This is a genomic window from Pseudomonas sp. Z4-7 (genome assembly GCF_051131965.1).
Lineage (GTDB): Bacteria > Pseudomonadota > Gammaproteobacteria > Pseudomonadales > Pseudomonadaceae > Aquipseudomonas.
Window position 1 is genome coordinate 5,934,409 of sequence record NZ_CP071642.1, and the last position, 26,969, is coordinate 5,961,377.

The following is a 26,969-nucleotide window of genomic DNA, read 5'->3' on the forward strand; positions in this document are numbered from 1 at the left end:
GGCCCTTTCTGTACGAAGGTTCTATGTTCACGGATTCGGCCGCAGAACCGAATACTTGAGCGCTTTGGAAGGAATAAAGCCAAGTCGCCAGCGGGGCCTGTTTGTCCCTTCAGGCCAGGCGTTTCACGTCGGGCAGTTGCATGGCGCTTACCTCGCCCTGGAGAAAATCGCTAAGCCTGCGCAAACGTTCACCTCCAGGCCGGGTCTTCGGCCAGACGAGGTAATAGTGCTCGCCGCTGGCAACAGCCGTAGGCCACGGCAGACTCAAGCGTCCTTGGGCAACGTCCTCGGCGACCATCAACAAATCGCCCATGGAGACACCATAGCCCCGCGCGGCAGCGATCATGCCCAGTTCCAGCGTATCGAACACCTGGCCGCCCTTGAGCGAGACCTTGTCCGCCAGCCCCATGCGCTGCAACCAGTTGCGCCAATCCCGGCGATCCGGCGTGGGGTGCAACAGCTCGGCGCTGGCCAGCCGCGCCACGTCCCAGGGTTGGTCGTTGAGCAGAGTCGGTGCGCCGACTGGAATCAGCTCCTCGGGGAACAGCAGACTGGCCTCCCAGTCCGCCGGAAAGTGCCCGTTGCCCAGCAGAACCGCGCAGTCGAACGGCTCGGTGTTGAAGTCCACCGAGTCGACGTCCATCCAGGCGCTGGTCAATTGCACTTCGTTGCCGGGTTGCAGATGCCGAAAGCGGCTCAGGCGCGCCAGCAACCAACGCATGGTTAGGGTCGACGGAGCCTTCATGCGCAAAATTCCGTCCTCGCCGTGCAAGGTATGGCAAGCACGCTCCAGCGCCATGAAACCCTCCCGCACGCCCGGCAGCAGCAGGCGTGCCGCCTCGGTCAGTTGCAGGTTGCGGCCGCTGCGCTGAAACAGCCGACAGGCGAAGTGTTCCTCAAGCGTGCGAATGTGCCGGCTGACCGCGCTCTGGGTAATCGACAGTTCTTCAGCGGCCCGGGTAAACGAGCTGTATCGCGCCGCCGCTTCGAATGCCCGCAACGCATAAAGAGGAGGGAGGCGACGAGACATCGGAAAGGCTCCTGTGGCTTTTTTCGAACCCTATCAGAAGATTCGCCCAGCATGAGTTTTAATCATGCCAGCAATCGGATTTATCCTTTTGTGCAAACCACCGCATGCGCCGAGAATCGACGTCTTACTGCCTTGTTTGAACATGGAGCGTGACGATCATGCGGCATCCGGTGCGTACCGAACTCTGGGCCATCCTGCGGCTGGCGGGGCCGTTGATTGCTTCGCAGCTGGCGCACATGCTGATGGTGCTGACCGACACCTTGATGATGGCGCGCCTGAGTCCGGAAGCCTTGGCCGGTGGCGGTCTGGGGGCGGCGAGTTACTCGTTCGTGTCGATTTTCTGCATCGGCGTGATCGCTGCAGTCGGTACGCTGGTCGCGATCCGCCAGGGCGCTGGCGATATTGAAGGCGCCACCCGGCTGACCCAGGCCGGGTTATGGCTGGCCTGGTTGATGGCGCTGGTGGCCGGGTTGCTGTTGTGGAACCTCAAGCCGGTGCTGCTGTTGTTCGGCCAGACTGAAACCAACGTCCTCGCCGCCGGCCAGTTCCTGCTGGTGCTGCCGTTCGCCCTGCCCGGCTACCTGAGTTTCATGGCCCTGCGTGGATTTACCAGCGCGATCGGCCGGGCCACTCCGGTCATGGTGATCAGCCTCGGCGGCACGGTGGCCAACTTCCTGCTCAACTACGCGCTCATCACCGGCATGTTCGGCTTGCCGAAGCTCGGCCTGATGGGGATCGGCCTGGTGACGGCGATTGTTGCCAACTGCATGGCCCTGGTGCTCGCCTGGCACATCCACCGGCACCCGGCCTACCGCGCCTATCCATTACTTGAAGGCCTGTCGCGGCCCAATCGCCAATACCTCAAGGAACTGTGGCGCCTGGGCCTGCCGATTGGTGGTACCTACGCCGTGGAAGTCGGGCTGTTCGCGTTCGCCGCGCTGTGCATGGGCACCATGGGCAGCACGCCGTTGGCTGCGCACCAGATCGCTCTGCAAATCGTCTCGGTGGCATTCATGGTTCCGGCGGGCATGTCGTACGCGATCACCATGCGCATCGGCCAGCATTACGGCGCTGGGCAATTGCTCATGGCGCGCCTGGCCGGACGGGTCGGGATCGGCTTTGGCGCAGCGGCGATGCTGGCCTTCGCCATGGTGTTCTGGCTGCTGCCCAATCAACTGATCGGTTTGTTCCTGGATCACAATGACCCGGCGTTCCGCCCGGTGATCGACCTGGCTGTGAGCCTGCTGGCCGTGGCGGCGTGGTTCGAGCTGTTCGACGGTACGCAAACCATTGCCATGGGCTGTATCCGTGGCCTGAAGGACGCCAAGACCACCTTCCTGGTGGGCCTGGCTTGCTACTGGCTGATTGGCGCGCCCGCTGCCTGGTGGATGGCCTTTCATTTGAACTGGGGGCCGACTGGTGTCTGGTGGGGCCTGGCCCTGGGGCTGGCGTGCGCGGCGGTGAGCCTGACGTGGGCATTCGAGTGGAAGATGAAGCGGATGATTCGCAGCGAGCCGGAGCAGCAGAATTTCGAAGCGATCCAGGCGAAGTGAAACATTTCCCCTGTGGGAGCGAGCCTGCTCGCGAAGGCGGTGTGTCAGTTGGTGGATGTCCGGCTGACACCCCGCTTTCGCGAGCAGGCTCGCTCCCACAGGGTTTGTGTCAGCTCACGATTTCCTGCGTCGCCTGGCCACCTTCAAACGCCAGGTATTCAACCAACTCCACCAACGGCAGCGGCTTGCTGATCAGGAAGCCCTGCACCTGATCGCAACCGAAACCCCGCAGCAGATCCATCTGTTCATGGGTCTCGACGCCTTCGGCCACGACTTCAAGATTGAGGTTATGGGCCAGGTTGATCATCGCATGCACCAGCTTGCGGTTCTCTTCACGCTGCTCCATGCCGCCAACGAAACTCTTGTCGATCTTGAGCAGGGCGATGGGCAGGCTGTTGAGGTGCACGAACGAAGAAAATCCGGTACCGAAATCGTCCAGGGAGAACCGCACGCCCAGGCGCCCCAGGGCATCCATGGTCTGCTTGACCAGTTCGCTGCGACGCATGACGGCGGTTTCGGTGAGTTCGAACTCCAGCCACTGGGCCTCGACACCCCGTTCGCTGATCAACCGACTCAAGGTCGGCAGCAGCTGGCTGTCCTGGAATTGCCGGAACGACAGGTTGATCGCCATGTGCAGCGGCGCCAGGCCCCGCTCGCGCAGGGCCTGCATGTCTCGTAGCGCCCGGGAAATTACCCAGTAGCCCAACGGTACGATCAGGCCGCTCTGCTCGGCCAGCGGCACGAATTCGCTTGGCGGCAGCAGCCCGCGCTCGCCGTGACGCCAGCGCACCAGGGCTTCGAGGCCGACAATGGTGCCATCGGCAAGGTTCAGCCGCGGCTGGTAATGCAATTCCAGTTCGTCGCGACGCAGCGCCCGGCGCAGTTCGCTTTCCAGGTCGGCGAGACTGCGGGCGTTGCGATTGATGCGCTCATTGAAGATATGAAAAGTGCAGCCTTGCGTGCTCTTGGCCTGCTGCATGGCGATATGCGCGTGCCACATCAGCGGGTCGGCACCGGCCTGGGCGCGAGCATGGGCGATCCCCAGGCTGCAGCCGATCAGCAGGCTCTCGCCATCGACCCAGTAGGGTTCGGCCATGGCTTCGGTGATGCGCTCAGCCATCCACTCGGCCCGCTGGGGCGCGCGGCGGGTATCGATCAGCAGGGCGAATTCGTCGCTGCCCAGCCGCGCCAGTTGATCACCGACTTCCAGCGCGCCCTTGAGCCGCGAGACCACCTGCAGGATGAGACGGTCGCCGGCCTGATGACCGAGCGCGTCGTTGGCGTGACGAAAGTTATCGAGATCCAGATGGCCGAGCGCCAGGCCACGGCCTTCGTTTTCAGCCAGGCGTGCCGCCAGCAGGGTCTGGAAGCCTTGGCGGTTGGCGATGCCGGTCAACGGGTCCTGCTCGGCGAGCCGTTGCAGAGTATTTTCCAGCACCCCGCGCTCGCGCACATGACGAAGGCAACGACGCAGCGTCGCCTCATCGAGTACGTCACGCACCAGCCAGTCGCTGACGCCGTCCGGGGGAGTCGCCGGTTCGTGCTCAAGCAACAGGACCGTTGGCAGGCGGCAACGACCGGGCGCCGGCTGCAAAGCGGCGATAGTCAACAGGACCGCATTGCGGTTGTCTTCGAACAGGCTGCTGACCGACTCCCAGCTCGGGGCGCTGAGCAACACGACCGAGGGGCCCATGGGCGCCAGGCACTCGCGCAATATCGCTGACCACTCAGGCGTTTCGGCCAATAACAGCAAACGCAAGGGTTCGACAGGCGTAGACAAGCTGACTCCCTAGACTCTGCAAGGTGGTAGGCGCGGGGCATTATGACTCGCCGACGGGCAATCACCAATGCCAATGGTTCTCAAACACTCGGTTTTGACGGTTTTTCACCTTAAAAACGAACGTTAGACCCAAATCCCGTCCGCATCCTGAGGGAAAGTAACAAAAGCGGCAATTGAAGATGATGTGCAGCGTCACAAGTCGGACAGAGCAGCACAAATCTCAGAGCCTGTTAAAATGCCGGCCCATTTCGCAAACGACTCCCTGAACCCTGTCATGTCCCGACTCAATCCCCGGCAGCAAGAAGCCGTGAACTATGTCGGCGGCCCTCTTTTGGTGCTCGCCGGTGCAGGCTCCGGCAAGACCAGCGTGATCACCCGCAAGATCGCGCACCTGATCCAGAATTGCGGCATCCGCGCCCAGTACATCGTCGCGATGACCTTCACCAACAAGGCCGCGCGGGAAATGAAGGAACGGGTCGGCGGTCTGTTGCGCGCCGGCGAAGGCCGTGGCCTGACGGTCTGTACGTTCCACAACCTGGGCCTGAACATCATTCGCAAGGAACACGCGCGACTGGGCTACAAGCCGGGCTTCTCGATTTTCGACGAGACCGACGTCAAGGCCTTGATGACCGACATCATGCAGAAGGAATACTCGGGCGACGACGGCGTCGACGAGATCAAGAACATGATCGGCGCCTGGAAAAACGACCTGATCCTGCCGCCCGAAGCCCTGGAGAACGCCCGCAACCCCAAGGAACAGACCGCCGCCATCGTCTACGCCCACTACCAGCGCACCCTCAAGGCCTTCAACGCGGTGGACTTCGACGACCTGATCCTGCTGCCGGTCAAGCTGTTCCAGGACCACGCCGACATCCTTGAGAAATGGCAGAACAAAGTCCGTTACCTATTGGTGGACGAATACCAGGACACCAACGCCAGCCAGTATCTGCTGGTGAAACTGCTGATCGGCAAACGCAACCAGTTCACCGTGGTCGGCGACGATGACCAGTCGATCTACGCCTGGCGCGGCGCGCGGCCGGAAAACCTGATGTTGCTCAAGGAAGACTACCCATCGCTCAAGGTGGTGATGCTGGAGCAGAACTATCGCTCCACCAGCCGCATCCTGCGCTGCGCCAACGTGCTGATCTCCAACAACCCCCACGAATTCGAAAAGCAGCTGTGGAGCGAAATGGGCCACGGCGACGAGATCCGTGTGATCCGTTGCCGCAACGAAGACGCCGAAGCCGAGCGCGTGGCCATGGAAATCCTCAGCCTGCACCTGCGCACCGACCGGCCGTACAGCGATTTTGCGATCCTCTATCGCGGCAACTACCAGGCCAAGCTGATCGAGCTGAAGTTGCAGCATCACCAGATCCCCTATCGTCTGTCGGGGGGCAACAGCTTCTTCGGACGCCAGGAAGTGAAGGATCTGATGGCCTACTTCCGCCTGATCGTGAACCCGGACGACGATAACGCCTTCTTGCGGGTGATCAACGTGCCACGCCGGGAAATCGGTTCGACCACCCTGGAAAAACTCGGCAACTACGCCACCGAGCGCAAGATCTCGATGTACGCCGCCACCGATGAAATCGGCTTGGGCGAGCACCTCGACAGCCGCTTCACCGACCGCCTGGCGCGCTTCAAGCGCTTCATGGACAAGGTCCGCGAGCAGTGTGCCGGCGAAGATCCGATCGCGGCGCTGCGCAGCATGGTCATGGACATCGACTATGAAAACTGGCTGCGCACCAACAGTTCCAGCGACAAGGCCGCCGACTACCGCATGGGCAATGTCTGGTTCCTGATCGAAGCGCTGAAAAACACTTTGGAAAAGGATGAAGACGGCGACATGACCGTCGAGGACGCCATCGGCAAGCTCGTTTTGCGGGATATGCTCGAGCGGCAGCAGGAAGAGGAAGAAGGCGCCGAAGGCGTGCAGATGATGACGCTGCACGCCTCCAAGGGCCTGGAATTTCCCTACGTGTTCATCATGGGCATGGAAGAGGAAATCCTCCCGCACCGCTCCAGCATCGAAGCCGACACCATCGAAGAAGAACGGCGCCTGGCCTACGTCGGGATTACCCGGGCGCGCCAGACGCTGGCCTTCACCTTCGCCGCCAAGCGCAAGCAGTACGGTGAAGTGATCGACTGCGCGCCGAGCCGTTTTCTCGATGAACTGCCGCCGGACGACCTGGCCTGGGAGGGCAACGACGACACGCCGACGGAAGTCAAAGTCGTTCGCGGCAACAGCGCCCTGGCGGATATACGCGCGATGTTGAAGCGCTAGAATCGATTATTTTTCACTGACTTCAGGCGCCGACGCGTCATCAGAGGAGGCTTCATGGAAGCCCTGCACCAGAAAATTCGTGAACAAGGCATCGTGCTTTCCGATCAGGTCCTGAAAGTTGATGCGTTCCTCAACCACCAGATCGACCCGCAGTTGATGAAGCTGATCGGCGACGAATTCGCCGCGCTGTTCAAGGATTCGGGCATCACCAAGATCGTCACCATCGAGGCCTCGGGCATCGCCCCGGCGATCATGACCGGGCTGAACCTTGGCGTGCCGGTGATCTTCGCGCGCAAACAGCAGTCGCTGACCCTGACGGAGAACCTGTTGTCCGCCACCGTGTATTCGTTCACCAAGAAGACCGAAAGCACCGTCGCCATCAGCCCGCGCCACCTGACCAGCAGCGACCGAGTGCTGATCATCGATGACTTCCTGGCCAACGGCAAAGCCTCCCAGGCGCTGATTTCCATCATCAAGCAGGCCGGCGCTACCGTGGCCGGGCTGGGCATCGTGATCGAGAAATCCTTCCAGGGTGGCCGCGCTGAGCTGGATGCCCAGGGCTACCGCGTCGAGTCGTTGGCGCGGGTGAAATCGCTGGTGGGTGGGGTAGTGACCTTCATCGACTGATCTCCCATATCCCCTGTGGGAGCGAGCTTGCTCGCGATAGCGGTCTGTCAGACACATTTTATTTAGCAGATACACCGCCATCGCGAGCAAGCTCGCTCCCACAGGGGTCAGGTTGCTTGTTGTTGCACAGTCGCCTTCAGCCCCGCCAGCAGCAACCGCTGGGCCAACTCTTCCTTGAGCCCCTCCGGGCTCGTCAGCTGCATCCGCTCCAGATGCCCGGCAAACTCCCAAGGTTCGGGTGCATCCAACGCGGCCTTGCCCAACTCCAGGATCTCGGTGAGCTTGAATTTGCTCTTGAGCCAGTTCAGCGCTCGCAGCAGATCCCGCTCCAGCCCATCGAAATCGCAGCCCAACGGATACTCCGGGAACAAATTGGGATGCCGCGCCTGGATCGCCTGCAAACGCTCCGACGTGTTGTCGGCGAAACGTGGGTCGAGACGGAAATCCTTCGGCAACTTGCCGGCGCTCTGGGCCTGCTCGATCAGCCCCGGCTGGAAGCGTGAATCGCTGATGTTGAGCAATGCCTCGATCACCGCCGCGTCGGTCTTGCCGCGCAGGTCGGCAATGCCGTACTCGGTCACGACGATGTCCCGCAGGTGCCGGGGAATCGTGCAATGCCCGTATTCCCAGACGATATTGGAGCTGACCACGCCGCCTGACTCGCGCCAACTGCGCAGCAGCAGGATCGAGCGCGCCCCTTCCAGTGCATGCCCTTGGGCAACAAAGTTGTATTGCCCACCCACACCGCTGAGCACCCGCCCGTCTTCCAATTGGTCAGCCACCCCGGCACCGAGCAGCGTCATGGTGAACACCGTGTTGATGAACCGCGCATCAAGCCGCTGCAGGCGCTTGAGTTGTTCCTGGCCGTACAGCTCGTTGATGTAGCTGATGCGCGTCATGTTGAATTCGAAGCGCCGGCTCTGCGGCAATTCGCGCAAACGCTCGTAGAAGCTGCCCGGGCCGAGGAAGAACCCGCCATGGATGCAAATGCCGTCGGGTTGCGCCGCCTCGTCGAGTGTCCCGGCGTTAGCCTGCTCCTGGGTCGGCTCATCGGGATAGACCTTGCGCCGGATAATCCCGGCCTCCGCCAACACCAGCAAACCGTTGACGAACATTTCGCTGCAACCGTACAGCCCTTTGGCAAACGGCTCGGTCCCGCCCTCTCGCTCGATCAACTGCGCCCACTGGCTCAGATTCAGGTCCGCCAGCAACGCCTGGTAACCGGCGTTATCGGCCTGGCGCGCCAACAGCGCCGCCGTCAACGCATCGCCCATGGAGCCGATGCCGATCTGCAACGTACCACCGTCACGCACCAGGGTGCTGGCATGCAGGCCGATCAAATGGTCCTGGAACCCCACCGGCATGTTCGGCGTGGAGAACAGCGTGTGGCTGTCCTTCTCGTCGATCAGCAGGTCGAACGCGTCAATGCCGATTTCCGCGTCACCGGGCATGTAGGGCAATTCGCTGTGGACCTGCCCGACCATGAGGATGGTCTCCCCCGCCTCGCGTCGCCTGGCAATCATCGGCAACAGGTCCAGGGTGATGTCCGGGTTGCAGCTCAGGCTCAGGCGATCCGGATGCTCCGGGTCGCTCGCCACCAATTGCGCGATCAGGTTCAGGCCGGCCGCGTTGATGTCCCGCGCCGCGTGGCTGTAGTTGCTACTGACGTAGTCCTGCTGCGCCGCTGCACTGTGCAGCAGGCTACCGGGCTGCATGAAGAATTGCTGCACGCGGATGTTTGCCGGCAGGCTGTCGCGCTGTAGATCGGCAAGGTAATCGAGTTCGGGATAGTCGCCGAAGACCCGTTCGACGAAGGGCTCGAGGAAACGTTTCTGCAGACCATCGCCCAGGCTCGGTCGGCCCAGGCTCAGCGCCGTGTAGATAGTCAGCTGCCGCTCGGGCAGTTGGGCGATGCGCCGGTACAGCGCGTTGGCGAACAGGTTGGGCTTGCCCAGCCCCAATGGCATGCCCAGGTGGATATGCGCGGGCAAGCGCTCGAGCACGTCATCCACTGCCTGTTCGATTGAACACAACTGCACCATCCGACCCTCCGGGACATTCCTTGAATGTGGGTTGGACCGAGCTTGCCGGGTCTTGGTTGCGATGAACAGCCCTGGGAAAAATTCCAGGCGCAAAAAAGCCGCTCGAAAGCGGCTTTTTCGTGAAAGATGCTGGCGAATTACAGGCCGGACATCTCTTTGATGGCGCCCTTGAGCTCATCATCGGAGCAGTCGGCGCAAGTGCCTTTGGGCGGCATGGCGTTTACGCCAGTAATAGCCTTGGCCAGGATGCCGTCGAGGCCGCCCTGGTGATCGGCGCGCTCTTTCCAGGCAGCCTTGTCACCGATTTTCGGAGCGCCCAGCAGGCCGGTGCCGTGGCAGGCGTTGCAATGCTTGGCAATGACGTCTTTGGGTGCCTTGGCACCGCCTGCGCCGCCGGCTGCAGTGGCCACTTCCATGCCTTTGCATTCCTTGCCCTGAACACAAACCTGGCCAACGGGTTCAAGGCGCTTGGCGATTTCGTCGTTCGGCGCCGCTTGAGCGCTCGCAGCCCATAGGGCCAATACGGTTGCTGGTGCAGCCAGCATTTTCATAATTAGGTTCACGCGTACACCCTCAATGGTGGCTAGTCACGCCTGCGGCCACGGTTTGCAGGCGGGCGCAAGTATAGCGGTAAGCCTGTCACTCTGAAACAACCCCAAAGTCACAAGGGTCTTGTTTGTCATGACAGCCCAACATGCGGGCGCCTGTGGCGTGCGGGCCTGGCGCCTCTCGGTCTAGAAATTCGCCGGAGTGGCTGCGCTGATCAGTCGCGCCGGCACGTCGAACGGATTGCGGAAACGATGTGGCTTGGTACTTTCAAAATAGTAGCTGTCGCCGGCCTCGAGCACGAAGGTTTCTGCGCCCACCACCAGTTCCAGTCGCCCTTCCACCAGGATCCCGGTTTCCTCGCCCTCGTGGGTGAGCATTTCGTCACCGGTGTCGGCGCCAGGCGGATAGATTTCGTTCAGGAAGGCAATCGCCCGGCTCGGATGCGCCCGGCCCACCAGTTTCATGGTCACGGCGCCGTCGGAGATGTCGATCAGTTCGTTGGCTTTATAGACGATCTGGGTCGGTTTCTCCTGGAGGATCTCTTCGGAGAAAAACTCGACCATGGACATGGGAATCCCGCCAAGGACCTTGCGCAGCGAGCTGATCGAGGGGCTCACGCTGTTTTTCTCGATCATCGAAATAGTGCTGTTGGTGACGCCCGCGCGCTTGGCGAGTTCACGCTGGGAAAGGCCTTTGAGTTTACGAATGGATTGCAGTCGTTCACCGACGTCCAATGCTGGAGCCTCCAGGGAATCAGGTTGTGTGGAAAGTGAGCGTTATCATGGCGACAGCGTTCAGTATTTACAACACTTTGACCCGAATCCTGTGCGGTGAAGCGACTTCCGGTAGGCGGCGCCTGGTCTCAGGTCCCGGAATAGAGCCGTGGGACACGTCGCAGGTTGCAAAAGATCTGGTAAGGAATCGTGTCGGCGGCCTGCGCCACATCGCTGGCGAGAATGCTCTTGCCCCAGAGTTCGACGGTCGAGCCGAGCCCGGCCTGGGGAATATGGCTCAGGTCGACACACAGCATGTCCATCGAGACCCGCCCGACCAGCTGGCTGCGCTGACCATCCACCAGCACTGGCGTACCGTTGGGCGCCTGGCGCGGGTAACCGTCGGCATACCCCATGGCGACCACGCCGACCCGGGTCGGCTGGGCGGTAACGAAACGAGCGCCGTAGCCCACCGGTTCGCCGGCGGGAAGCTCGCGCACGCTGATGATCTTCGACTCCAACGTCATCACCGGTTGCAGGCGCGAGGCCACGGCATTGGCCTCGTCGAACGGTGTCGCGCCGTACAACATGATGCCCGGCCGCACCCAATCGCTCGGTATCTGCGGCCAACCCAGCACCGCCGGCGAGTTGCGCAAACTGACCTCGGCCATCAGGCCTTGGCGGGCCTGATCGAATACCGCCAATTGTTGCAGACTGCTGGGGTCGTGCAGTTCGTCGGCGCGGGCGAAGTGGCTCATCAAGACGATTTTTGCCACGTTGCCACTGGCCAGCAGGCGACGGTAAGCCGATTGGTAGTCGGCCGGATGCAAACCGACCCGATGCATGCCCGAGTCGAGCTTGAGCCAGACCGTGATCGGCTTGCCCAGCGTCGCGCGCTCTATCGCTTCTAGCTGCCACAACGCATGCACGACACACCAGAAGTCGTGCTCCACGATCAATGCCAGCTCATCGGCCTCGAAGAACCCTTCCAGCAACAGGATCGGCCCACGTATACCACCGGCCCGCAGTTCCAGGGCCTCTTCAATGCAGGCCACGGCGAACCCATCCGCCGTCTCCTGCAAAGCCTCGGCGCAGCGCACCGCGCCATGCCCGTAGGCGTCGGCCTTGATTACTGCAAGGGCCTTGGCCCCAGTAACCTCACGGGCTAGTTGGTAGTTGTGACGCAGGGCTTGGAGATCGATCAGGGCACGGGCAGGACGCATGGCGGCAGGCTTCTAGGCGGTCATGGGTAAAAAAACCGGCGCAGGCTGACGGCATCAGCCATCAACGGCGCCGGGAGAGGGAGCTTTTTGACAGTTGTCAGGGCAGCGCGGCCACCACGGACAGCTCGACCAGGATCTGCGGTTCGCACAACTTGGCCTCGACAGTCGCGCGGGCCGGGGCGACACCCTTGGGCAGCCATTTGTCCCACACCGCATTCATGCCTTGAAAATGGGCGTCGATGTCCTTCAGGTAGATCGTCACCGACAGCAGGCGGCTCTTGTCGGTCCCGGCCAGGTCCAGCAGACGCTCGATATTGGCCAAGGTCTCGCGGGTCTGCTGCTCGATGCCGGCGCTCATGTCGTCGCCGACCTGCCCGGCCAGGTAAACGGTGCCGTTGTGCACAACGACCTGACTCATGCGGTCATTGGTGAGCTGGCGCTGGATTGCCATGTTTAGCGGACTCCTGAGGTTTGCTGCCATAACGGGAAATATCGAGGCCTTCGGCGCTGATCTGCGGCTTTTTCTTCGCCATCAGGTCCGCCAGAAGGCGACCGGAACCACAGGCCATGGTCCACCCGAGGGTGCCGTGGCCGGTATTGAGGAACAGATTCTTGAACGGCGTGGCGCCAACGATCGGCGTGCCGTCCGGGGTGGTCGGCCGCAGGCCGGTCCAGAAACTGGCCTGGGCCAGGTCGCCGCCCTGAGGATAAAGGTCGTTGACGATCATCTCCAGGGTTTCACGCCGACGCGGGTAGAGCGAGAGGTCAAAACCGGCGATTTCCGCCATGCCGCCGACGCGAATCCGGTTGTCGAACCGGGTGATCGCGACCTTGTAGGTTTCGTCGAGGATGGTCGAGGTCGGCGCCATCGCCGCATTGGTGATGGGCACGGTCAGGGAATAGCCCTTGAGTGGATACACCGGCGCGCGGATACCCAGCGGCTTGAGCAATTGCGGTGAATAGCTGCCCAAGGCCAGGACATAACGGTCGGCGGTTTCCAGCTTGCCATCGATCCAGACGCCATTGATGCGATCCCCGGCAAAATCCAGGCGCTCGATGTTCTGGTCGAAGCGAAATTGTACGCCGAGCTTCACGGCCATTTCCGCGAGGCGCGTGGTAAACATCTGGCAATCGCCGGTCTGGTCATTGGGCAGGCGCAGCGCACCGGCCAGGATATCGGTGACATTGGCCAGGGCCGGTTCGACCCGGGCGATGCCTTCGCGATCGAGCACTTCAAACGGCACGCCCGACTCCTTGAGCACGGCAATGTCCTTGGCCGCGCCATCGAGCTGGGCCTGGGTGCGGAACAATTGGGTAGTCCCCAGGCTGCGACCTTCGTAGGCAATGCCGGTTTCGGCGCGCAATTCGTCGAGGCAGTCACGGCTGTACTCGGACAGGCGGACCATGCGCTCCTTGTTGATCGCATAGCGGTTGGCGGTGCAGTTGCGCAGCATCTGCGCCATCCATAGGTACTGGTCGATGTCGGCGGTGGCCTTGATTGCCAGCGGCGCGTGACGCTGCAGCAGCCACTTGATGGCCTTGAGTGGCACACCCGGCGCAGCCCACGGCGAGGCGTAGCCCGGCGACACCTGGCCAGCGTTGGCGAAGCTGGTTTCCATGGCTGGTGCCGGCTGACGATCGACCACCACCACTTCAAACCCGGCACGTGCCAGATAGTAAGCACTGACGGTACCGATGACGCCGCTACCCAAGACCAGAACGCGCATGTTGAAACCCTCATCGCGGATAACCGCTGACGTTTGTTATACAAAGCTTAGATGCGCGCAGTGTAAAAAAGATCAGCCAGTGCTTTTCACTATATAAATGCCTATATTTGGCGAGAATTCTCGGCAAAAACCCTTTTCACGGAGGCGCATCACCTGTGCGTACCAATACCCAGACCAAACGCGAGCTGGACAAGATCGACCGCAACATCCTGCGCATCCTCCAGGCCGACGGGCGAATTTCTTTCACCGAGCTGGGGGAAAAGGTCGGGCTTTCCACCACGCCTTGCACCGAGCGGGTGCGACGGCTGGAGCGCGAGGGGATCATCATGGGCTATAACGCCCGGCTCAATCCGCAGCACTTGAAGGGCAGCCTGCTGGTGTTCGTCGAAATCAGCCTCGACTATAAATCCGGCGACACGTTCGAAGAGTTCCGACGTGCCGTGCTGAAGTTGCCTCACGTACTGGAATGCCACCTGGTTTCGGGGGATTTCGACTATCTGGTGAAGGCGCGAATTTCCGAGATGGCCTCGTACCGCAAGCTGCTGGGCGACATCCTGCTCAAGCTGCCCCACGTTCGTGAGTCCAAGAGCTACATCGTGATGGAGGAAGTGAAGGAGAGCCTGAACCTGCCGATTCCGGATTGATGGTTGGCTTCAGGCCGCCTTCGCGAGCAGGCTCGCTCCCACGTAAGTAGGTGGCGAGCTTGTGGGAGCGAGCCTGCTCGCGAAAGCCGCGACTCGGTATCCCAGACCGCTAGACCAACACCTGCCGAGTGCTGGCCATGTATTCATGAATCTGCTTCTCGACCCGCGGATGAATCAGCTCAACCGGCCGCCGCCCATTAGGGCATGGCAAGGTCGCGGTGGTGCCGAACAACCGGCAGATCAGCGGCCTTTCATCGTAGACCGTGCAACCGTTCGGCCCCAGGTGCACGCAATCGAGCGCCTCCAGGGCCGCGTCCTGTTCGGCGCGGCTCTTGCGTGGCAAACGAGCCATTTCTTCGGGCGAGGTGGTCACCGGACCACAGCAGTCATGACAGTCCGGTACGCACTCGAACGTAGGAATCTGCTGACGTAGCGTGCGGATATTTTGACTGTTGCAGCTCATCGAGGCCATTACCGAATCGGGACAGCTGAGGATTCTGCCTTAAAAGCCCCATGCCAGACAGCGCCAGCCGACCAGTGTTGCCGACTGAGGAAAGCCCGGCTTATGCTCCGTAAAATTTCTCAAACACAACAATCAGGATTACGCACATGAACGCCCGTGTTCAGCAACCTGTCCCGAGCCACGCGCACGCCGCCTCCTACTACGCCGCCAGCAGCCTGCCGCAGCCGGACCATCCGGTGCTGCAAGGCGAGTTGGTGGCGGATGTCTGCGTGGTGGGCGGCGGGTTCTCCGGGCTGAACACAGCCATCGAGCTGGCCGAGCGCGGCCTGAGTGTGGTTCTGCTTGAGGCCCATAAGATCGGTTGGGGCGCCAGCGGGCGGAACGGCGGCCAACTGATTCGCGGCGTGGGCCATGGTCTCGATCAGTTTGCGCCAATCGTGGGCACCGACGGCGTGCGTCAGATGAAATTGATGGGGCTCGAAGCGGTGGAAATCGTCCGCCAGCGGGTCGAACGTTTTCAGATTCCTTGCGACCTCACCTGGGGCTACTGCGACCTCGCCAACAAACCCGCCGATCTTCAGGGTTTCGCCGAGGATGCCGAAGAACTCCGCAGTCTGGGCTATCGCTACGAGACGCGACTGCTGCAAGCCGATGAAATGCACAGCGTGGTGGGCTCGGATCGCTATGTCGGTGGCCTGATCGACATGGGCTCGGGCCACCTGCATCCGCTCAACCTGGCGTTGGGAGAGGCGGCCGCAGCGCAGCAACTGGGGGTCCGGCTGTTCGAACGATCGGCGGTGATACGCATCGACTACGGGCCACAGGTAAAAGTACACACCCAACAAGGCTCGGTCCGCGCCACGACACTGGTGCTGGGCTGCAATGCCTACCTCAACGGCCTGAACCAGGAGCTGAGCGGCAAAGTGCTGCCCGCTGGCAGCTATATCATTGCCACCGAACCGCTGAGCGAAGCGCAGGCAAACGCGCTTTTGCCACAGAACATGGCGGTTTGTGACCAGCGGGTGGCGCTGGATTACTACCGGCTTTCGGCGGATCGACGTTTGTTGTTTGGCGGGGCTTGTCACTATTCCGGCCGAGACCCGCAAGACATCGGCGCGTACATGCGGCCGAAAATGCTCAAGGTCTTCCCGCAACTGGCAGACGTGAAGATCGATTATCAATGGGGCGGGATGATCGGCATCGGCGCCAACCGCCTGCCGCAGATCGGTCGGCTCAAGGATCAGCCCAACGTGTATTACGCCCAGGCCTATTCCGGTCACGGGGTGAATGCCACGCACTTGGCCGGCAAGTTGTTGGCCGAGGCTATCAGCGGCCAGCAGGGCGGTGGGTTCGACCTGTTTGCCAAGGTACCGCACATGACATTCCCGGGCGGCAAGCATTTGCGCTCACCGCTGTTGGCGCTGGGGATGTTGTGGCACCGGTTGAAAGAATTGATCTGACCGTGGCGAGGGAGCTTGCTCCCGCTGCGTTGCGTAGCAGCCCTGAGTTCCTGCGGTCGCTGCGCAACCGAGCGGGAGCAAGCTCCCTCGCCACAGGTTTGTGTGATAACGCTTCAAAGCCGCCAGAACGGCTTCAACCCTTCCGCCCGGGCCTGCTCCCGGCTCAGGCCGATATCGCGCAACTGTTCGGTTGTCAGCTCCAACAAGGCCTTGCGTGTATGCAGACGATGCCAGAACAGGCCCCAGCGGCTCAAGCCGGACGGGGCGTTGCGCAGCATGGCATCACGCAGCCCCTTTTCCTGCCCCGCCGCCAGTTCCTGACTGTGTAACGTCAGCCGTACATCGCTCAAGCCGTTCATTTTGATCGCTCCTGTTTACTTGGGTAGCCAGAGCTTTCATGATGCGCGGGCGGCCAGACTCAATACAGATTCAACCACTACCTTTTAAAGCCATACAGATTGAGCGTTTTGCGCACTGAATTGTAGTTTTGCGGTTCATCTGTATCGGTTGGCGTTTTCATCTCATCGGGGATGCACCATGACTCTTTACGTGAACCTCGCCGAATTGCTCGGCACCCGCATCGAACAGGGCTTCTACCGTCCCGGCGACCGGCTGCCGTCGGTGCGTGCCTTGAGCACCGAACACGGGGTCAGCCTGAGTACCGTGCAGCAGGCCTATCGCGTCCTGGAAGACAGCGGACTGGCGATGCCGAAGCCCAAGTCCGGCTATTTCGTCCCGGTCAGCCGCGAGTTGCCGGACCTGCCAGCGGTTGGCCGCCCGGCCCAGCGCCCGGTGGACATCTCCCAATGGGACCAAGTGCTGGAGCTGATACGCGCGGTGCCGCGCAAGGATGTCGTACAGTTGGGCCGCGGCATGCCGGATATCCATTCACCGACCATGAAACCGTTGCTGCGCAGCCTGGCGCAGATCAGCCGGCGCCAAGACATGCCCGGCCTGTACTACGACAATATCTACGGCAACCTCGAACTGCGTGAGCAGATCGCCCGGCTGTCCCTGGACTCGGGCTGCCAATTCGGCGCCAGCGATCTGATCGTCACCACCGGTTGCCACGAGGCGCTGTCGGTCAGCATCCGCGCCACCTGCGAACAGGGCGACATCGTTGCGGTGGACTCCCCCAGCTTCCACGGTGCCATGCAGACGCTGAAGGGCCTGGGCATGAAGGCTTTGGAAATACCCACCGATCCGCTCACCGGCATCAGCCTGGAAGCGCTGGAACTGGCACTGGAGCAATGGCCGATCAAGGCCATACAGTTGACTCCCAGCTGCAACAACCCGCTGGGCTACATCATGCCGGAAGCCAACAAGCGCGCTTTGCTGACCCTGGCGCAGCGCTTCGATGTGGCGATTATCGAAGACGATGTGTATGGGGAACTGGCCTACACCTATCCGCGTCCCCGCACCATCAAGTCCTTCGACGACGATGGTCGCGTCCTGCTCTGCAGCTCTTTTTCCAAGACTCTTGCCCCTGGCCTTCGGGTCGGCTGGGTAGCGCCGGGGCGCTATCTGGAACGGGTGCTGCACATGAAATACATCAGCACTGGCTCGACCGCGCCGCAACCCCAGATAGCCATCGCGGAGTTTCTCAAAGGCGGACATTTCGAGCCGCATTTGCGGCGGATGCGCAGCCAATACCAGCGTAATCGTGACGTGATGATTGATTGGGTCAGCCGTTATTTCCCGGTAGGTACCCGCGCCAGCCGTCCCCGCGGCAGCTTCATGCTGTGGGTCGAATTGCCCGAGGGCTTCGACACATTGAAGCTCAACCGGATGCTGCACGACCAAGGCGTGCAGATCGCCGTCGGCAGTATCTTTTCGGCCTCGGGCAAATATCGCAATTGCCTGCGCATGAACTACGCTGCCAAGCCAACGGCACAGATCGAGGATGCAGTGCGCAAGGTTGGTGCCGTGGCTATAGCGTTGTTGAACGAAACCCAGCGAGACACCGTCTGACCGTGTAGGCAGGGAAGCAGCACCCAACAGCCGACCCACGCTAACAATCGGAACGAGCCTACGTGAGATCCAGACCGATCCTGTACGCGCTAATGCTAGTCGCCTCGCTGTTGAGCGGCTGCGCCAGTCTTGATGTCACCCGCGAACCCTCCCAGGCGTTGCCGGCCTCCGACTCGGCGTTCGGCCGCTCGGTGGCGCAACAGGCCGCCCCGCACGAGGGCCGCTCAGGCTTTCGCCTGCTGTCCGACAGCACCGAAGCCTTCACCGCCCGGGCCGAGCTGATTCGCAACGCTCAAAGCAGCCTGGATTTGCAGTACTACATCGTTCATGACGGCATCAGCACGCGCATGCTGGTCGACGAACTGCTGAAGGCTGCGGACCGTGGGGTGCGCGTGCGGATCCTGCTTGACGACACCACCAGCGACGGCCAGGAGCAAGTCATCGCGACCCTGGCCGCGCACCCGAACATCCAGATTCGCCTGTTCAACCCGTTGCATCTTGGCCGCGCCACCGGCGTGACCCGCAGCCTGGGGCGCCTGTTCAATCTGTCGCTGCAACATCGTCGGATGCACAACAAACTCTGGCTGGCGGACAACAGCATGGCCATCGTCGGCGGCCGCAACCTCGGGGACGAATATTTCGATGCCGAACCCAACCTGAACTTCACCGACATCGACCTGCTCAGCGTCGGCCCGGTGGCCGAGCAATTGGGACACAGCTTCGACCAATACTGGAACAGCGCGCTGAGCAAACCGATCGAACAATTCCTTTCCCATCGACCGACCCCCAAGAACCTGGAGAGCAGCCGCTTGCGCCTGCAAGCTTCGCTTGAGCAGACGCACAAGGAAAACCAGACGCTCTACCAGCAACTGACCGCCTACAAGACCCAGCCGCGCCTGGACATCTGGCGCGGACAGTTGATCTGGGCCTGGAACCAGGCGCTGTGGGATGCGCCCAGCAAGGTACTGGCCAAGGATGAGCCAGACCCTCGATTGCTGCTGACGACACAACTGGGGCCGGAGCTGACCGGCGTCAGCAAGGAACTGATCATGATCTCCGCCTACTTCGTGCCCGGACAGCCAGGGCTGGTGTACTTGACCAGCCGTGCCGATGCCGGTGTCTCCGTAAGCCTCTTGACCAATTCGCTGGAAGCCACCGATGTGCCGGCGGTTCACGGCGGCTATGCGCCGTATCGCAAGGCCTTGCTGCAGCATGGCGTACGGCTGTTCGAGTTGCGCCGCCAACCCGGCGACAGCGGCGGCAGCCCGCATCTGTTCTACAGCAAGTCTTATGGCGAATCGGACTCCAGCCTGCACAGCAAGGCGATCATCTTCGATCAACAGAAGTCGTTCATTGGCTCGTTCAATTTCGATCCTCGCTCAGTGCTTTGGAACACCGAGGTCGGCGTACTGGTGGACAGCCCGGAACTCGCCGGCCAGGTTCGGGAGCTGGCTTTGCAGGGCATGGCCCCGACCCTGAGTTATCAGGCCCGCCTGGAAGATGAAAGACTGGTCTGGACCACCGAGGACAACGGTAAGCTGCACGACCTGGATCGCGAACCGGGCAGCTGGTGGCGCCGCTTCAATGCCTGGTTCGCCACGACGATCGGGTTGGAGCGGATGCTTTAGAATCTGGACACTCTGGAGCCACAGGGTATCTGGATGTGCTCAAGCGGTTTGTGTCGCGCCGAACGCCCCTTGGCGCAACAACAGAATGACCAGGCCGAGCGCCCCCGCCGCCATGAACAACGGCAGCGCATGGCCGCTGACCCACTGGCTGCCCGCCCCCGCCACCAGCGGCCCGACCAGGCAACCGATCCCCCACAGCTGCGCAACATGGGCGTTGGCCCGCACCAGCGCATCATCGCGGTAGCGCTCGCCGATCAGGATCAGCGACAAGGTAAACAGCCCACCCGCGCTGGCGCCAAACAGCACCCACAGCGGCCAGATCAACAAGGTATCGATCAGCAGTGGCACCGCCAGGCTGGACAACATCAGTGCCACCGCGCAGCCGGTGAACAGCGACCGGCGCGACAGGCGATCGGCCAGGGCGCCAATGGGCAGCTGCAACAGGGCGTCGCCGACCACCACCGTGCTGACCATCGCCAGCGCAATATCGGCACTGAAGCCCTGACGCAGGCAATAAACCGGGAGCAACGTCAGGATCATCGCCTCGAATGCGGCGAACAACGACACCGCCCAACCGATTGCCGGCAGGCCCCGGCAAAATTCCCACAAATCGCCGAAGGTAACGCTGCCCGCCTCACTGGCAGGCGCACCGCTGCGGCCAAGCAACAACAACGGGGCGATCAATAGCAGCCCGACACCCACCCAGAACCCGTAGTCATGATCGGTCCCCAGCGCGCCGAGCAGCAGCGGGCCGGACAATTGGCTCAAGGCATAGCTGGCCCCGTACAGCGCCACCAACCGCCCGCGCCATTGCTCGATGACCAGCTGGTTGATCCAGCTCTCGCCGAGAATGAACACCAATGTCAGCACGACTCCGATCAACAGCCGCAAGACCAGCCAGACCGGATAGCTGGGCAACAGCGCCAACAACCCGATGGACACAGCCCCGCCCCACAGGCACAGGCGCATCAGCGCCGCCGTACCGAAATGCGCCGCCAGCCGGCTCGAAACCTTGGCCCCGACCAGTACGCCAACGGCTGGCATCGCCGCCATGACGCCAATGGCAAACGAGCCATAACCCCAGCCCTCCAGGCGCAGCGACACAAGGGGCATGCTTACGCCGAGGGCAAGGCCGACGCTCAGGACAGAGGCCAACACGGCGAAATAGGTCGCCCAACGCATTTCCACGCTCCTGTGAAGGGTTATCGGTTTGAGCCATCACCCAAAAACATTGTGGGAGCGAGCTTGCTCGCGATGACGGCGCAACATTCAACAAATTCGTCGACTGTCATACCGCTAATCGCGAGCAAGCTCGCTCCCACAGGAGTTGTGTGTCGACTGCCAGCCTCAGTCTCACGTAGGAGCAGACTGCTCGCTCCCACAGGACGGATCAGAGCTTGATCCAGGTCGCCTTCAGTTCGGTGTACTTGTCGAACGCATGCAGCGACTTGTCACGGCCGTTGCCCGACTGCTTGAAGCCACCGAACGGTGCGGTCATGTCGCCACCGTCATATTGGTTGACCCATACGCTGCCGGCGCGCAAGGCCTTGGCGGTCAGGTGAGCCTTGGAGATGTCCTTGGTCCACACTGCCGCAGCCAAGCCGTACGGGGTGTCGTTGGCAATCTGGACAGCCTCTTCGGCACTGTCGAAGGCGATGACTGACAACACCGGCCCGAAGATTTCTTCCTGGGCGATTTTCATCGCGTTGCTCACGCCATCGAAAATCGTCGGTTCGACGTAGGTGCCGCCGGTTTCCTGGAGAATCCGCTTGCCACCCGCGACCAGCTTGGCGCCGTCGCTGTGACCGGCTTCGATGTAGGACAGCACGGTATTCATCTGCTGGGTATCGACCAGGGCACCGACATTGGTCGCTGGATCCAGTGGATTGCCAGGTTTCCAACCCTTGAGAGCCTCGATCACCAGCGGCAGGAACGTGTCCTTGATCGAACGCTCCACCAGCAGGCGCGAGCCCGCCGTGCAGACTTCGCCCTGGTTGAAGGCGATGGCACTGGCGGCAGCTTCGGCGGCGGCCTGCAGGTCCGGAGCATCGGCAAATACGATGTTCGGGCTCTTGCCACCCGCCTCCAGCCAGACGCGCTTCATGTTCGACTCGCCGGAATAGATCATCAGTTGCTTGGCGATCTTGGTGGAACCGGTGAACACCAGCGTATCGACATCCATGTGCAAGGCCAGGGCCTTGCCGACCGTGTGGCCATAGCCTGGCAGCACGTTCAGCACGCCTTTGGGGATGCCGGCCTCGATGGCCAGCGCGGCGATACGAATGGCGGTCAGCGGGGATTTTTCCGATGGCTTGAGCACTACCGAGTTGCCGGTGGACAACGCCGGGCCGAGCTTCCAGCAGGCCATCATCAACGGGAAGTTCCACGGAACGATGGCACCGACCACGCCGACCGGTTCCCGGGTGACCAGGCCCAGCTGGTCATGCGGGGTGGCGGCCACTTCATCGTAGAGCTTGTCGATGGCTTCACCGCTCCAGCTCAGCGCCTGCGCCGCGCCTGGAACGTCAATATTCAGGGAGTCGCTGATCGGCTTGCCCATGTCCACGGTTTCCAGCAAGGCCAGCTCTTCGGCGTGCTGCTTGAGCAGGCCGGCAAAACGAATCATGGTGGCTTTGCGCTTGCTCGGCGCCAGGCGCGACCAGGCGCCAGAGTTGAATGTCGCGCGGGCATTTTCGACGGCGCGCTGGGCGTCGGCCACGTCGCAACTGGCGATCTTGCCCAACAGGCGGCCGTCGACCGGGCTGAGGCAATCGAAGGTCTCGCCGGACACTGCGTCGGTGTATTCGCCATTGATGAAGGCGCGGCCTTCGATCTTCAGGTCGCGGGCGCGCTGTTCCCAGTCGGCACGAGTCAGGGTGGTCATGCGAGTGTCCTCCTCTTGTTTGGGTACGGACGCCACGCTATGCGTAGCGTTCAAGAATTCTGCCTTGCCGATGTGTATTCGGCACAAGGCACCCGCCACCCTAAACCAGCGACTGGGGATGTTTCAATATATTTGACAGAAAACCCGCAAACGGCCTTGCGATGTTCGTTTTAATAAACATAGACTTTTGCTCTCCCAGCCATCCGCGCCGCAAGCACCGAGGGTAACCGCATGAGCATCCAGGACATCGTCGATTTCAGCCAGGCCAATACCACCGCCGACCGCTATCGACCGGACCCGGTCAAGGTACTTAAAGGTGATCCCGAGCAAGCGGTGTTCAATCATTACAGCAGTCCTTGCGGACAGATGAATGCGGGGGTGTGGGAAGGCGCGGTGGGCCAGTGGACGGTCAACTATACGGAGCACGAATACTGCGAAATCGTCCAGGGCGTTTCGGTGCTGCGGGACAGTGATGGCAATGCCAAGACGCTTCGGGCGGGCGATCGCTTTGTAATTCCGGCGGGGTTCAAGGGAACCTGGGAAGTACTGGAACCGTGCCGCAAGATTTATGTAGTGTTCGAGCAGCGGGAGTGAATCAAACACTTACACAGTGCGATATACATAACCATCGCCCTCCTGTAATTATCTCTGGGCGCTTCAATGAGGAGGCGCTGTTATTAATTATGCCAGGAGGCAACATGGCCAAAAAAACTACTAAACCGCAGATCGCAGCGCTGGCTGCCCTGCTGACACTGAGCATCGGAGCGCTTGAAGCAGCTGCCAACGAGATCCGCCCTTCAGGCGTATGCACGGCTAATTTTGCTTTCAACTCCCTGCTGCCGATGAAGGTAGACGCGCAATTTCTGCAAGACATGCAAGCCTATTCGGGAGCAAAGATCATTCGCCATATACGCGCAGGCGAAGCCTACACCATGGACTACCGAGATGACCGGCTCTATGTTTTCAGCGACAAGGAAAACTTTTATACCGGTCATAAGTGTGGCTGATTAACGATCAGATAAAGTTGTAAACGATCAGGACTTTCAGCCCTTAAAGAAAAAGGCCCGTATCTCGCGATACGGGCCTTTTTCTTTAAGGAGGGAAAATCAATTACTTGATTTTGCCTTCCTTGTAGATCACGTGCTTGCGAACAACCGGATCATATTTCTTGATCTCGATTTTGTCCGGGGTAGTACGCTTGTTCTTGTCGGTAGTGTAGAAGTGACCAGTACCGGCGCTCGAGATCAAACGAATCAATTCACGCATGATTAGCTCCCTTAAACCTTGCCATCGCGACGAAGTTCGGCCAGCACGACACTGATGCCACGCTTGTCGATGATGCGCATGCCTTTGGCAGATACGCGCAGACGCACAAAACGTTTCTCTTCTTCAACCCAGAAGCGGTGATGCTGCAGGTTCGGCAGGAAACGACGACGGGTTTTGTTGTTTGCGTGGGAAATGTTATTCCCAGTCACCGGACCCTTACCGGTAACTTGACAGACTCTCGACATGCCTCAGCCCTCTAAAACCACATGCCCAACCCGGCATGGGTTGGCCGCTTAATCTCTCAGTCATTTGGCGCCAGGCGCCGCGTTTCTTTAAGGGTCTTACCGGCTACACCTACAGTGAAGGAACCGGGCCCCTAGAAAAGAGCGCTGCTTTATACCAGAAAGACCCAGGCACAACAACAGCCGGTGTGATTTGTCTTTACTGGAAACCCTCGACCAACAGCCCCAGGCGGCTGCGGCAAGGGCCCGCGATGCCCTGACCGCTCGTCGCGGCGCGCAGGTTTTTTTCATTCATTGGCGAGCTCGCGCCCTGAGCACGTCCCGCGAAGCGCTGCAAAGAGTGCCGGAAAATGCAAAAAGGGGATAGTCATTTGCAGGCGAGCCCACTAGGGTAGACCTTTTCCAGACTGCACTCGCAGATGGGCCTCCGACCTGCACAGGAAATCAATCATGCGCCTCGCTGCCCTACCGCTGTTGTTCGCCCCTCTGCTGATCAGCCCGCTGGCCCAGGCCGCTGCCTTGAGCGTCTGCACCGAAGCCAGCCCGGAAGGGTTCGATGTCGTCCAGTACAACTCCCTGACCACTACCAATGCATCGGCCGACGTGTTGATGAACCGCCTGGTGGATTTCGATACCGCCAGCGGCAAAGTGGTCGCCAGCCTCGCCGAGACTTGGGAGGTCTCCCCTGACGGCCTGACGTATGTCTTCAAGCTTCGTCCGCGGGTCAAGTTCCACCACACCGACTACTTCACACCGCGTCGCGACCTGACGGCCGAAGACGTCAAGTTCAGCTTCGAGCGCATGCTGGATCCGGCCAACCCCTGGCACAAGGTCGCCCAGAGCGGTTTCCCCCACGCCCAATCCATGCAACTGCCGGCGCTGATTACAAAAATCGATGCCCTGGACCCGCTGACGGTGCGCTTCACCCTCGACCATGCCGATTCGACCTTCCTGGCGACGTTGAGCATGGGTTTCGCATCGATCTATTCGGCTGAATATGCCGACCAGTTGATGAAGGCCGGCAAGCCGGAGCAACTCAACAGCCAGCCCATCGGCACCGGCCCGTTCATTTTCAACCGGTTCCAGAAAGATGCCTCGATTCGCTACAAGGCCAACGGGGACTATTTCGGCGGCAAGCCCCAGGTGGACCCGCTGATCTTTGCCATCACGCCAGACGCCAACGTGCGCCTGCAGAAGTTGCGCCGAAATGAATGCCAGATCGCCCTGTCGCCCAAGCCGCTGGACGTGCAGGCCGCGCGGCAGGAGCCGACATTGAAGGTGGCCCAGACTGAAGCATTCATGACCGCTTTCTTGGCGATCAACAGTCAGCATCCGCCGCTGGACAAGCCTGAAGTCCGTCAGGCCATCAACCTGGCTTTTGACAAGGCCAGCTACCTCAAGACCGTTTTTGAAGGCACGGCCGAAGCGGCCAACGGCCCTTATCCGCCCAACACCTGGGGCTACGCGAAAAACCTGCCCGGTTATGCCCATGACCCGGCCAAGGCCCGTGAACTGCTGGCCAAGGCCGGTTTGAAGGAAGGCTTCAAGACTACTATCTGGACTCGCCCCTCCGGCAGCCTGCTCAATCCCAATCCGAGCCTCGGCGCGCAGCTGCTGCAATCGGACCTGGCGGAAATCGGCATCCAGGCGGAAATCCGCGTGATCGAATGGGGCGAACTGATCCGCCGCGCCAAGGCCGGCGAGCACGATCTGCTGTTCATGGGCTGGGCCGGCGACAACGGTGACCCGGACAACTTCCTCACACCGCAGTTTTCCTGCGCGGCGGTCAAGTCCGGGACCAATTTCGCTCGTTACTGCAACCCGGACCTGGACAAACTGATCAGCGCCGGCAAGACCACCAGCGAACAGGGCGTGCGCACCAAGCTCTACGAACAGGCCCAGGCGCAGATCCAGCAGCAGGCCCTCTGGCTGCCCCTGGCACACCCGACGGCATTTGCGCTGACCCGCAAGGATGTGCAGGGTTATACGGTCAGCCCGTTTGGGCGGCAGGATTACTCCAAGGTCAACCTCAAGTAACCCGGCCTAGCCCCAGTCCCCTTGTGGGAGCGAGCCTGCTCGCGAAATCGGTTTGTCAGCCAACTTTGAGTCAACTGACACACCGCATTCGCGAGCAGGCTCGCTCCCACAAATGCTCCATATTGTCAGCCCCTGCCTACATCCACCCACACTCCGCCATCGACAACGGCTCCCCATCGCCGACGATAAAATGGTCGAGCACCCGCACATCGATCAGCTCCAGCGCGTCCTGGAGCCGCTCGGTGAGCATTCGGTCGGCCTGGCTGGGCTCGGTGCTGCCGGAGGGGTGGTTGTGGCACAGGATCACGGCAGCGGCGTTGTGGGCCAGGGCGCGCTTGACCACTTGCCGGGGGTGGACACTGGTGCAAGCGATGGAGCCACGAAAAAGCGCTTCGAACGCCAGCACCTGATGTCGTGAGTTGAGAAACAGGCAACCAAAAACCTCGTGAGGTTCGTGGCGCAGCATTGACTTGAGATAGTCACGAACGGCCTGCGGGTCTTCCAGCATCGACTTCTGTCGAGTCCGCGCCGCCAGATGTCGCCGGCCCATTTCGAGCACCGCACGCAATTGAGCGAATTTCGCCGGCCCCAGTCCCAGGTGGCTGCTGAACGTGAGCTGATCAGCCTCAAGCAGCGCCCGCAGGCAGCCAAATTGGGACAGCAGATGTCGAGCCAGATCCACCGCGCTTTTACCCGACACACCCGTGCGTAAAAATATCGCCAGCAGCTCGGCGTCTGAAAGACTCTCCGCCCCCGACACCAACAATCTCTCCCGTGGCCGCTCGGCCACCGGCCAGTCCCGAATACTCATGGCATCTCCCTGATAATGGGCGCCGCTGTTCCGTA

At 61.2% G+C, this 26,969-nt stretch carries 25 protein-coding genes; 10 read left to right on the plus strand and 15 right to left on the minus strand.

The window, feature by feature from the left end; translation table 11 throughout:
- Positions 1–109 precede the first annotated feature (109 nt).
- Positions 110–1,030, minus strand: a complete 921-nt coding sequence (locus J3P91_RS26805; protein ID WP_434602237.1) for a LysR substrate-binding domain-containing protein — start codon at positions 1,028–1,030, stop codon at positions 110–112.
- Positions 1,031–1,188: 158 nt separating this feature from the next.
- On the opposite strand from J3P91_RS26805, the gene J3P91_RS26810 reads away from it, so the two are divergent.
- On the plus strand, positions 1,189–2,583 hold the full coding sequence (locus J3P91_RS26810) for a NorM family multidrug efflux MATE transporter (protein WP_434602238.1): 1,395 nt from the start codon (positions 1,189–1,191) through the stop codon (positions 2,581–2,583).
- 109 nt (positions 2,584–2,692) lie between these two features.
- Here the strand turns inward: J3P91_RS26810 and J3P91_RS26815 are convergent, their stop codons facing one another.
- Entirely contained in the window at positions 2,693–4,363 is a 1,671-nt protein-coding gene (locus tag J3P91_RS26815) for a putative bifunctional diguanylate cyclase/phosphodiesterase (RefSeq protein ID WP_434602239.1), read from the minus strand.
- Between the two features lie 274 nt (positions 4,364–4,637).
- Between J3P91_RS26815 and rep the strand changes: the two genes are divergently transcribed.
- Both rep and J3P91_RS26825 read left to right on the plus strand, forming a co-directional pair.
- Entirely contained in the window at positions 4,638–6,647 is a 2,010-nt protein-coding gene (rep, locus tag J3P91_RS26820) for a DNA helicase Rep (RefSeq protein WP_434570938.1), read from the plus strand.
- 54 nt (positions 6,648–6,701) lie between these two features.
- The gene (locus tag J3P91_RS26825) at positions 6,702–7,274 is read left to right on the plus strand and encodes a xanthine phosphoribosyltransferase (protein WP_434602240.1); all 573 of its coding nucleotides are present in this window, start codon (positions 6,702–6,704) and stop codon (positions 7,272–7,274) included.
- A gap of 107 nt (positions 7,275–7,381) precedes the next feature.
- Here J3P91_RS26825 and J3P91_RS26830 read toward each other — a convergent pair whose 3' ends face one another.
- From J3P91_RS26830 to dadA, 6 genes are all read right to left on the minus strand, one after another.
- Entirely contained in the window at positions 7,382–9,316 is a 1,935-nt protein-coding gene (locus tag J3P91_RS26830; protein WP_434602241.1) for an acetyl-CoA hydrolase/transferase C-terminal domain-containing protein, read from the minus strand.
- Between the two features lie 137 nt (positions 9,317–9,453).
- The gene (locus J3P91_RS26835) at positions 9,454–9,867 is read right to left on the minus strand and encodes a c-type cytochrome (protein ID WP_434574329.1); all 414 of its coding nucleotides are present in this window, start codon (positions 9,865–9,867) and stop codon (positions 9,454–9,456) included.
- Between the two features lie 183 nt (positions 9,868–10,050).
- Positions 10,051–10,599 carry a cupin domain-containing protein gene (locus J3P91_RS26840; RefSeq protein ID WP_030138196.1) on the minus strand — a complete coding sequence of 183 codons (549 nt, stop codon included), beginning with the start codon at positions 10,597–10,599 and terminating at the stop codon, positions 10,051–10,053.
- 128 nt (positions 10,600–10,727) lie between these two features.
- Positions 10,728–11,801: an alanine racemase gene (gene alr, locus J3P91_RS26845; RefSeq protein ID WP_434602242.1), complete on the minus strand. Its 1,074-nt coding sequence runs from the start codon at positions 11,799–11,801 to the stop codon at positions 10,728–10,730.
- Positions 11,802–11,898: 97 nt separating this feature from the next.
- On the minus strand, positions 11,899–12,252 hold the full coding sequence (locus J3P91_RS26850) for a RidA family protein (RefSeq protein WP_434602243.1): 354 nt from the start codon (positions 12,250–12,252) through the stop codon (positions 11,899–11,901).
- Entirely contained in the window at positions 12,224–13,528 is a 1,305-nt protein-coding gene (gene dadA / locus J3P91_RS26855; protein WP_434602244.1) for a D-amino acid dehydrogenase, read from the minus strand. Before dadA ends, J3P91_RS26850 begins: the two co-directional genes overlap by 29 nt.
- 155 nt (positions 13,529–13,683) lie before the next feature.
- Here dadA and J3P91_RS26860 point away from each other — a divergent pair, with 155 nt between their 5' ends.
- Positions 13,684–14,172: an Lrp/AsnC ligand binding domain-containing protein gene (locus tag J3P91_RS26860; protein WP_003206849.1), complete on the plus strand. Its 489-nt coding sequence runs from the start codon at positions 13,684–13,686 to the stop codon at positions 14,170–14,172.
- 109 nt (positions 14,173–14,281) lie between these two features.
- Here J3P91_RS26860 and J3P91_RS26865 read toward each other — a convergent pair whose 3' ends face one another.
- On the minus strand, positions 14,282–14,635 hold the full coding sequence (locus J3P91_RS26865; protein ID WP_434602245.1) for a YkgJ family cysteine cluster protein: 354 nt from the start codon (positions 14,633–14,635) through the stop codon (positions 14,282–14,284).
- A gap of 146 nt (positions 14,636–14,781) precedes the next feature.
- Between J3P91_RS26865 and J3P91_RS26870 the strand changes: the two genes are divergently transcribed.
- Entirely contained in the window at positions 14,782–16,095 is a 1,314-nt protein-coding gene (locus J3P91_RS26870; protein WP_434602246.1) for an NAD(P)/FAD-dependent oxidoreductase, read from the plus strand.
- 113 nt (positions 16,096–16,208) lie between these two features.
- On the opposite strand, the gene J3P91_RS26875 is transcribed toward J3P91_RS26870, so the two are convergent.
- Positions 16,209–16,454: a DUF1127 domain-containing protein gene (locus J3P91_RS26875; protein ID WP_305497928.1), complete on the minus strand. Its 246-nt coding sequence runs from the start codon at positions 16,452–16,454 to the stop codon at positions 16,209–16,211.
- Positions 16,455–16,632: 178 nt separating this feature from the next.
- Between J3P91_RS26875 and J3P91_RS26880 the strand changes: the two genes are divergently transcribed.
- Together J3P91_RS26880 and J3P91_RS26885 are read left to right on the plus strand one after the other, a co-directional pair.
- Positions 16,633–18,066 (plus strand): PLP-dependent aminotransferase family protein, encoded by a 1,434-nt coding sequence (locus J3P91_RS26880; RefSeq protein ID WP_434570923.1) that lies wholly within the window; start codon positions 16,633–16,635, stop codon positions 18,064–18,066.
- A gap of 62 nt (positions 18,067–18,128) precedes the next feature.
- The gene (locus J3P91_RS26885) at positions 18,129–19,694 is read left to right on the plus strand and encodes a phospholipase D family protein (RefSeq protein WP_434602247.1); all 1,566 of its coding nucleotides are present in this window, start codon (positions 18,129–18,131) and stop codon (positions 19,692–19,694) included.
- 39 nt (positions 19,695–19,733) lie between these two features.
- Here the strand turns inward: J3P91_RS26885 and J3P91_RS26890 are convergent, their stop codons facing one another.
- Both J3P91_RS26890 and J3P91_RS26895 read right to left on the minus strand, forming a co-directional pair.
- On the minus strand, positions 19,734–20,876 hold the full coding sequence (locus J3P91_RS26890; RefSeq protein WP_434570919.1) for an MFS transporter: 1,143 nt from the start codon (positions 20,874–20,876) through the stop codon (positions 19,734–19,736).
- Between the two features lie 208 nt (positions 20,877–21,084).
- Positions 21,085–22,578 carry an aldehyde dehydrogenase gene (locus tag J3P91_RS26895; protein ID WP_434602248.1) on the minus strand — a complete coding sequence of 498 codons (1,494 nt, stop codon included), beginning with the start codon at positions 22,576–22,578 and terminating at the stop codon, positions 21,085–21,087.
- Positions 22,579–22,809: 231 nt separating this feature from the next.
- Here J3P91_RS26895 and J3P91_RS26900 point away from each other — a divergent pair, with 231 nt between their 5' ends.
- Together J3P91_RS26900 and J3P91_RS26905 are read left to right on the plus strand one after the other, a co-directional pair.
- Positions 22,810–23,172, plus strand: a complete 363-nt coding sequence (locus tag J3P91_RS26900) for a cupin domain-containing protein (RefSeq protein ID WP_434570915.1) — start codon at positions 22,810–22,812, stop codon at positions 23,170–23,172.
- A 104-nt stretch (positions 23,173–23,276) separates the two neighbouring features.
- On the plus strand, positions 23,277–23,585 hold the full coding sequence (locus J3P91_RS26905) for a hypothetical protein (protein ID WP_434602249.1): 309 nt from the start codon (positions 23,277–23,279) through the stop codon (positions 23,583–23,585).
- A 103-nt stretch (positions 23,586–23,688) separates the two neighbouring features.
- Here J3P91_RS26905 and rpmG read toward each other — a convergent pair whose 3' ends face one another.
- A complete protein-coding gene (gene rpmG, locus J3P91_RS26910) occupies positions 23,689–23,844 on the minus strand; it encodes a 50S ribosomal protein L33 (protein ID WP_003177274.1) in 156 nt (51 codons plus the stop codon).
- A gap of 11 nt (positions 23,845–23,855) precedes the next feature.
- The gene (gene rpmB / locus J3P91_RS26915; RefSeq protein WP_003177273.1) at positions 23,856–24,089 is read right to left on the minus strand and encodes a 50S ribosomal protein L28; all 234 of its coding nucleotides are present in this window, start codon (positions 24,087–24,089) and stop codon (positions 23,856–23,858) included.
- A gap of 447 nt (positions 24,090–24,536) precedes the next feature.
- Here rpmB and J3P91_RS26920 point away from each other — a divergent pair, with 447 nt between their 5' ends.
- On the plus strand, positions 24,537–26,123 hold the full coding sequence (locus tag J3P91_RS26920) for an ABC transporter substrate-binding protein (protein ID WP_434602250.1): 1,587 nt from the start codon (positions 24,537–24,539) through the stop codon (positions 26,121–26,123).
- A gap of 136 nt (positions 26,124–26,259) precedes the next feature.
- Here the strand turns inward: J3P91_RS26920 and radC are convergent, their stop codons facing one another.
- The gene (radC, locus tag J3P91_RS26925) at positions 26,260–26,934 is read right to left on the minus strand and encodes a RadC family protein (RefSeq protein WP_434602251.1); all 675 of its coding nucleotides are present in this window, start codon (positions 26,932–26,934) and stop codon (positions 26,260–26,262) included.
- Between the last annotated feature and the right edge of the window lie 35 nt (positions 26,935–26,969).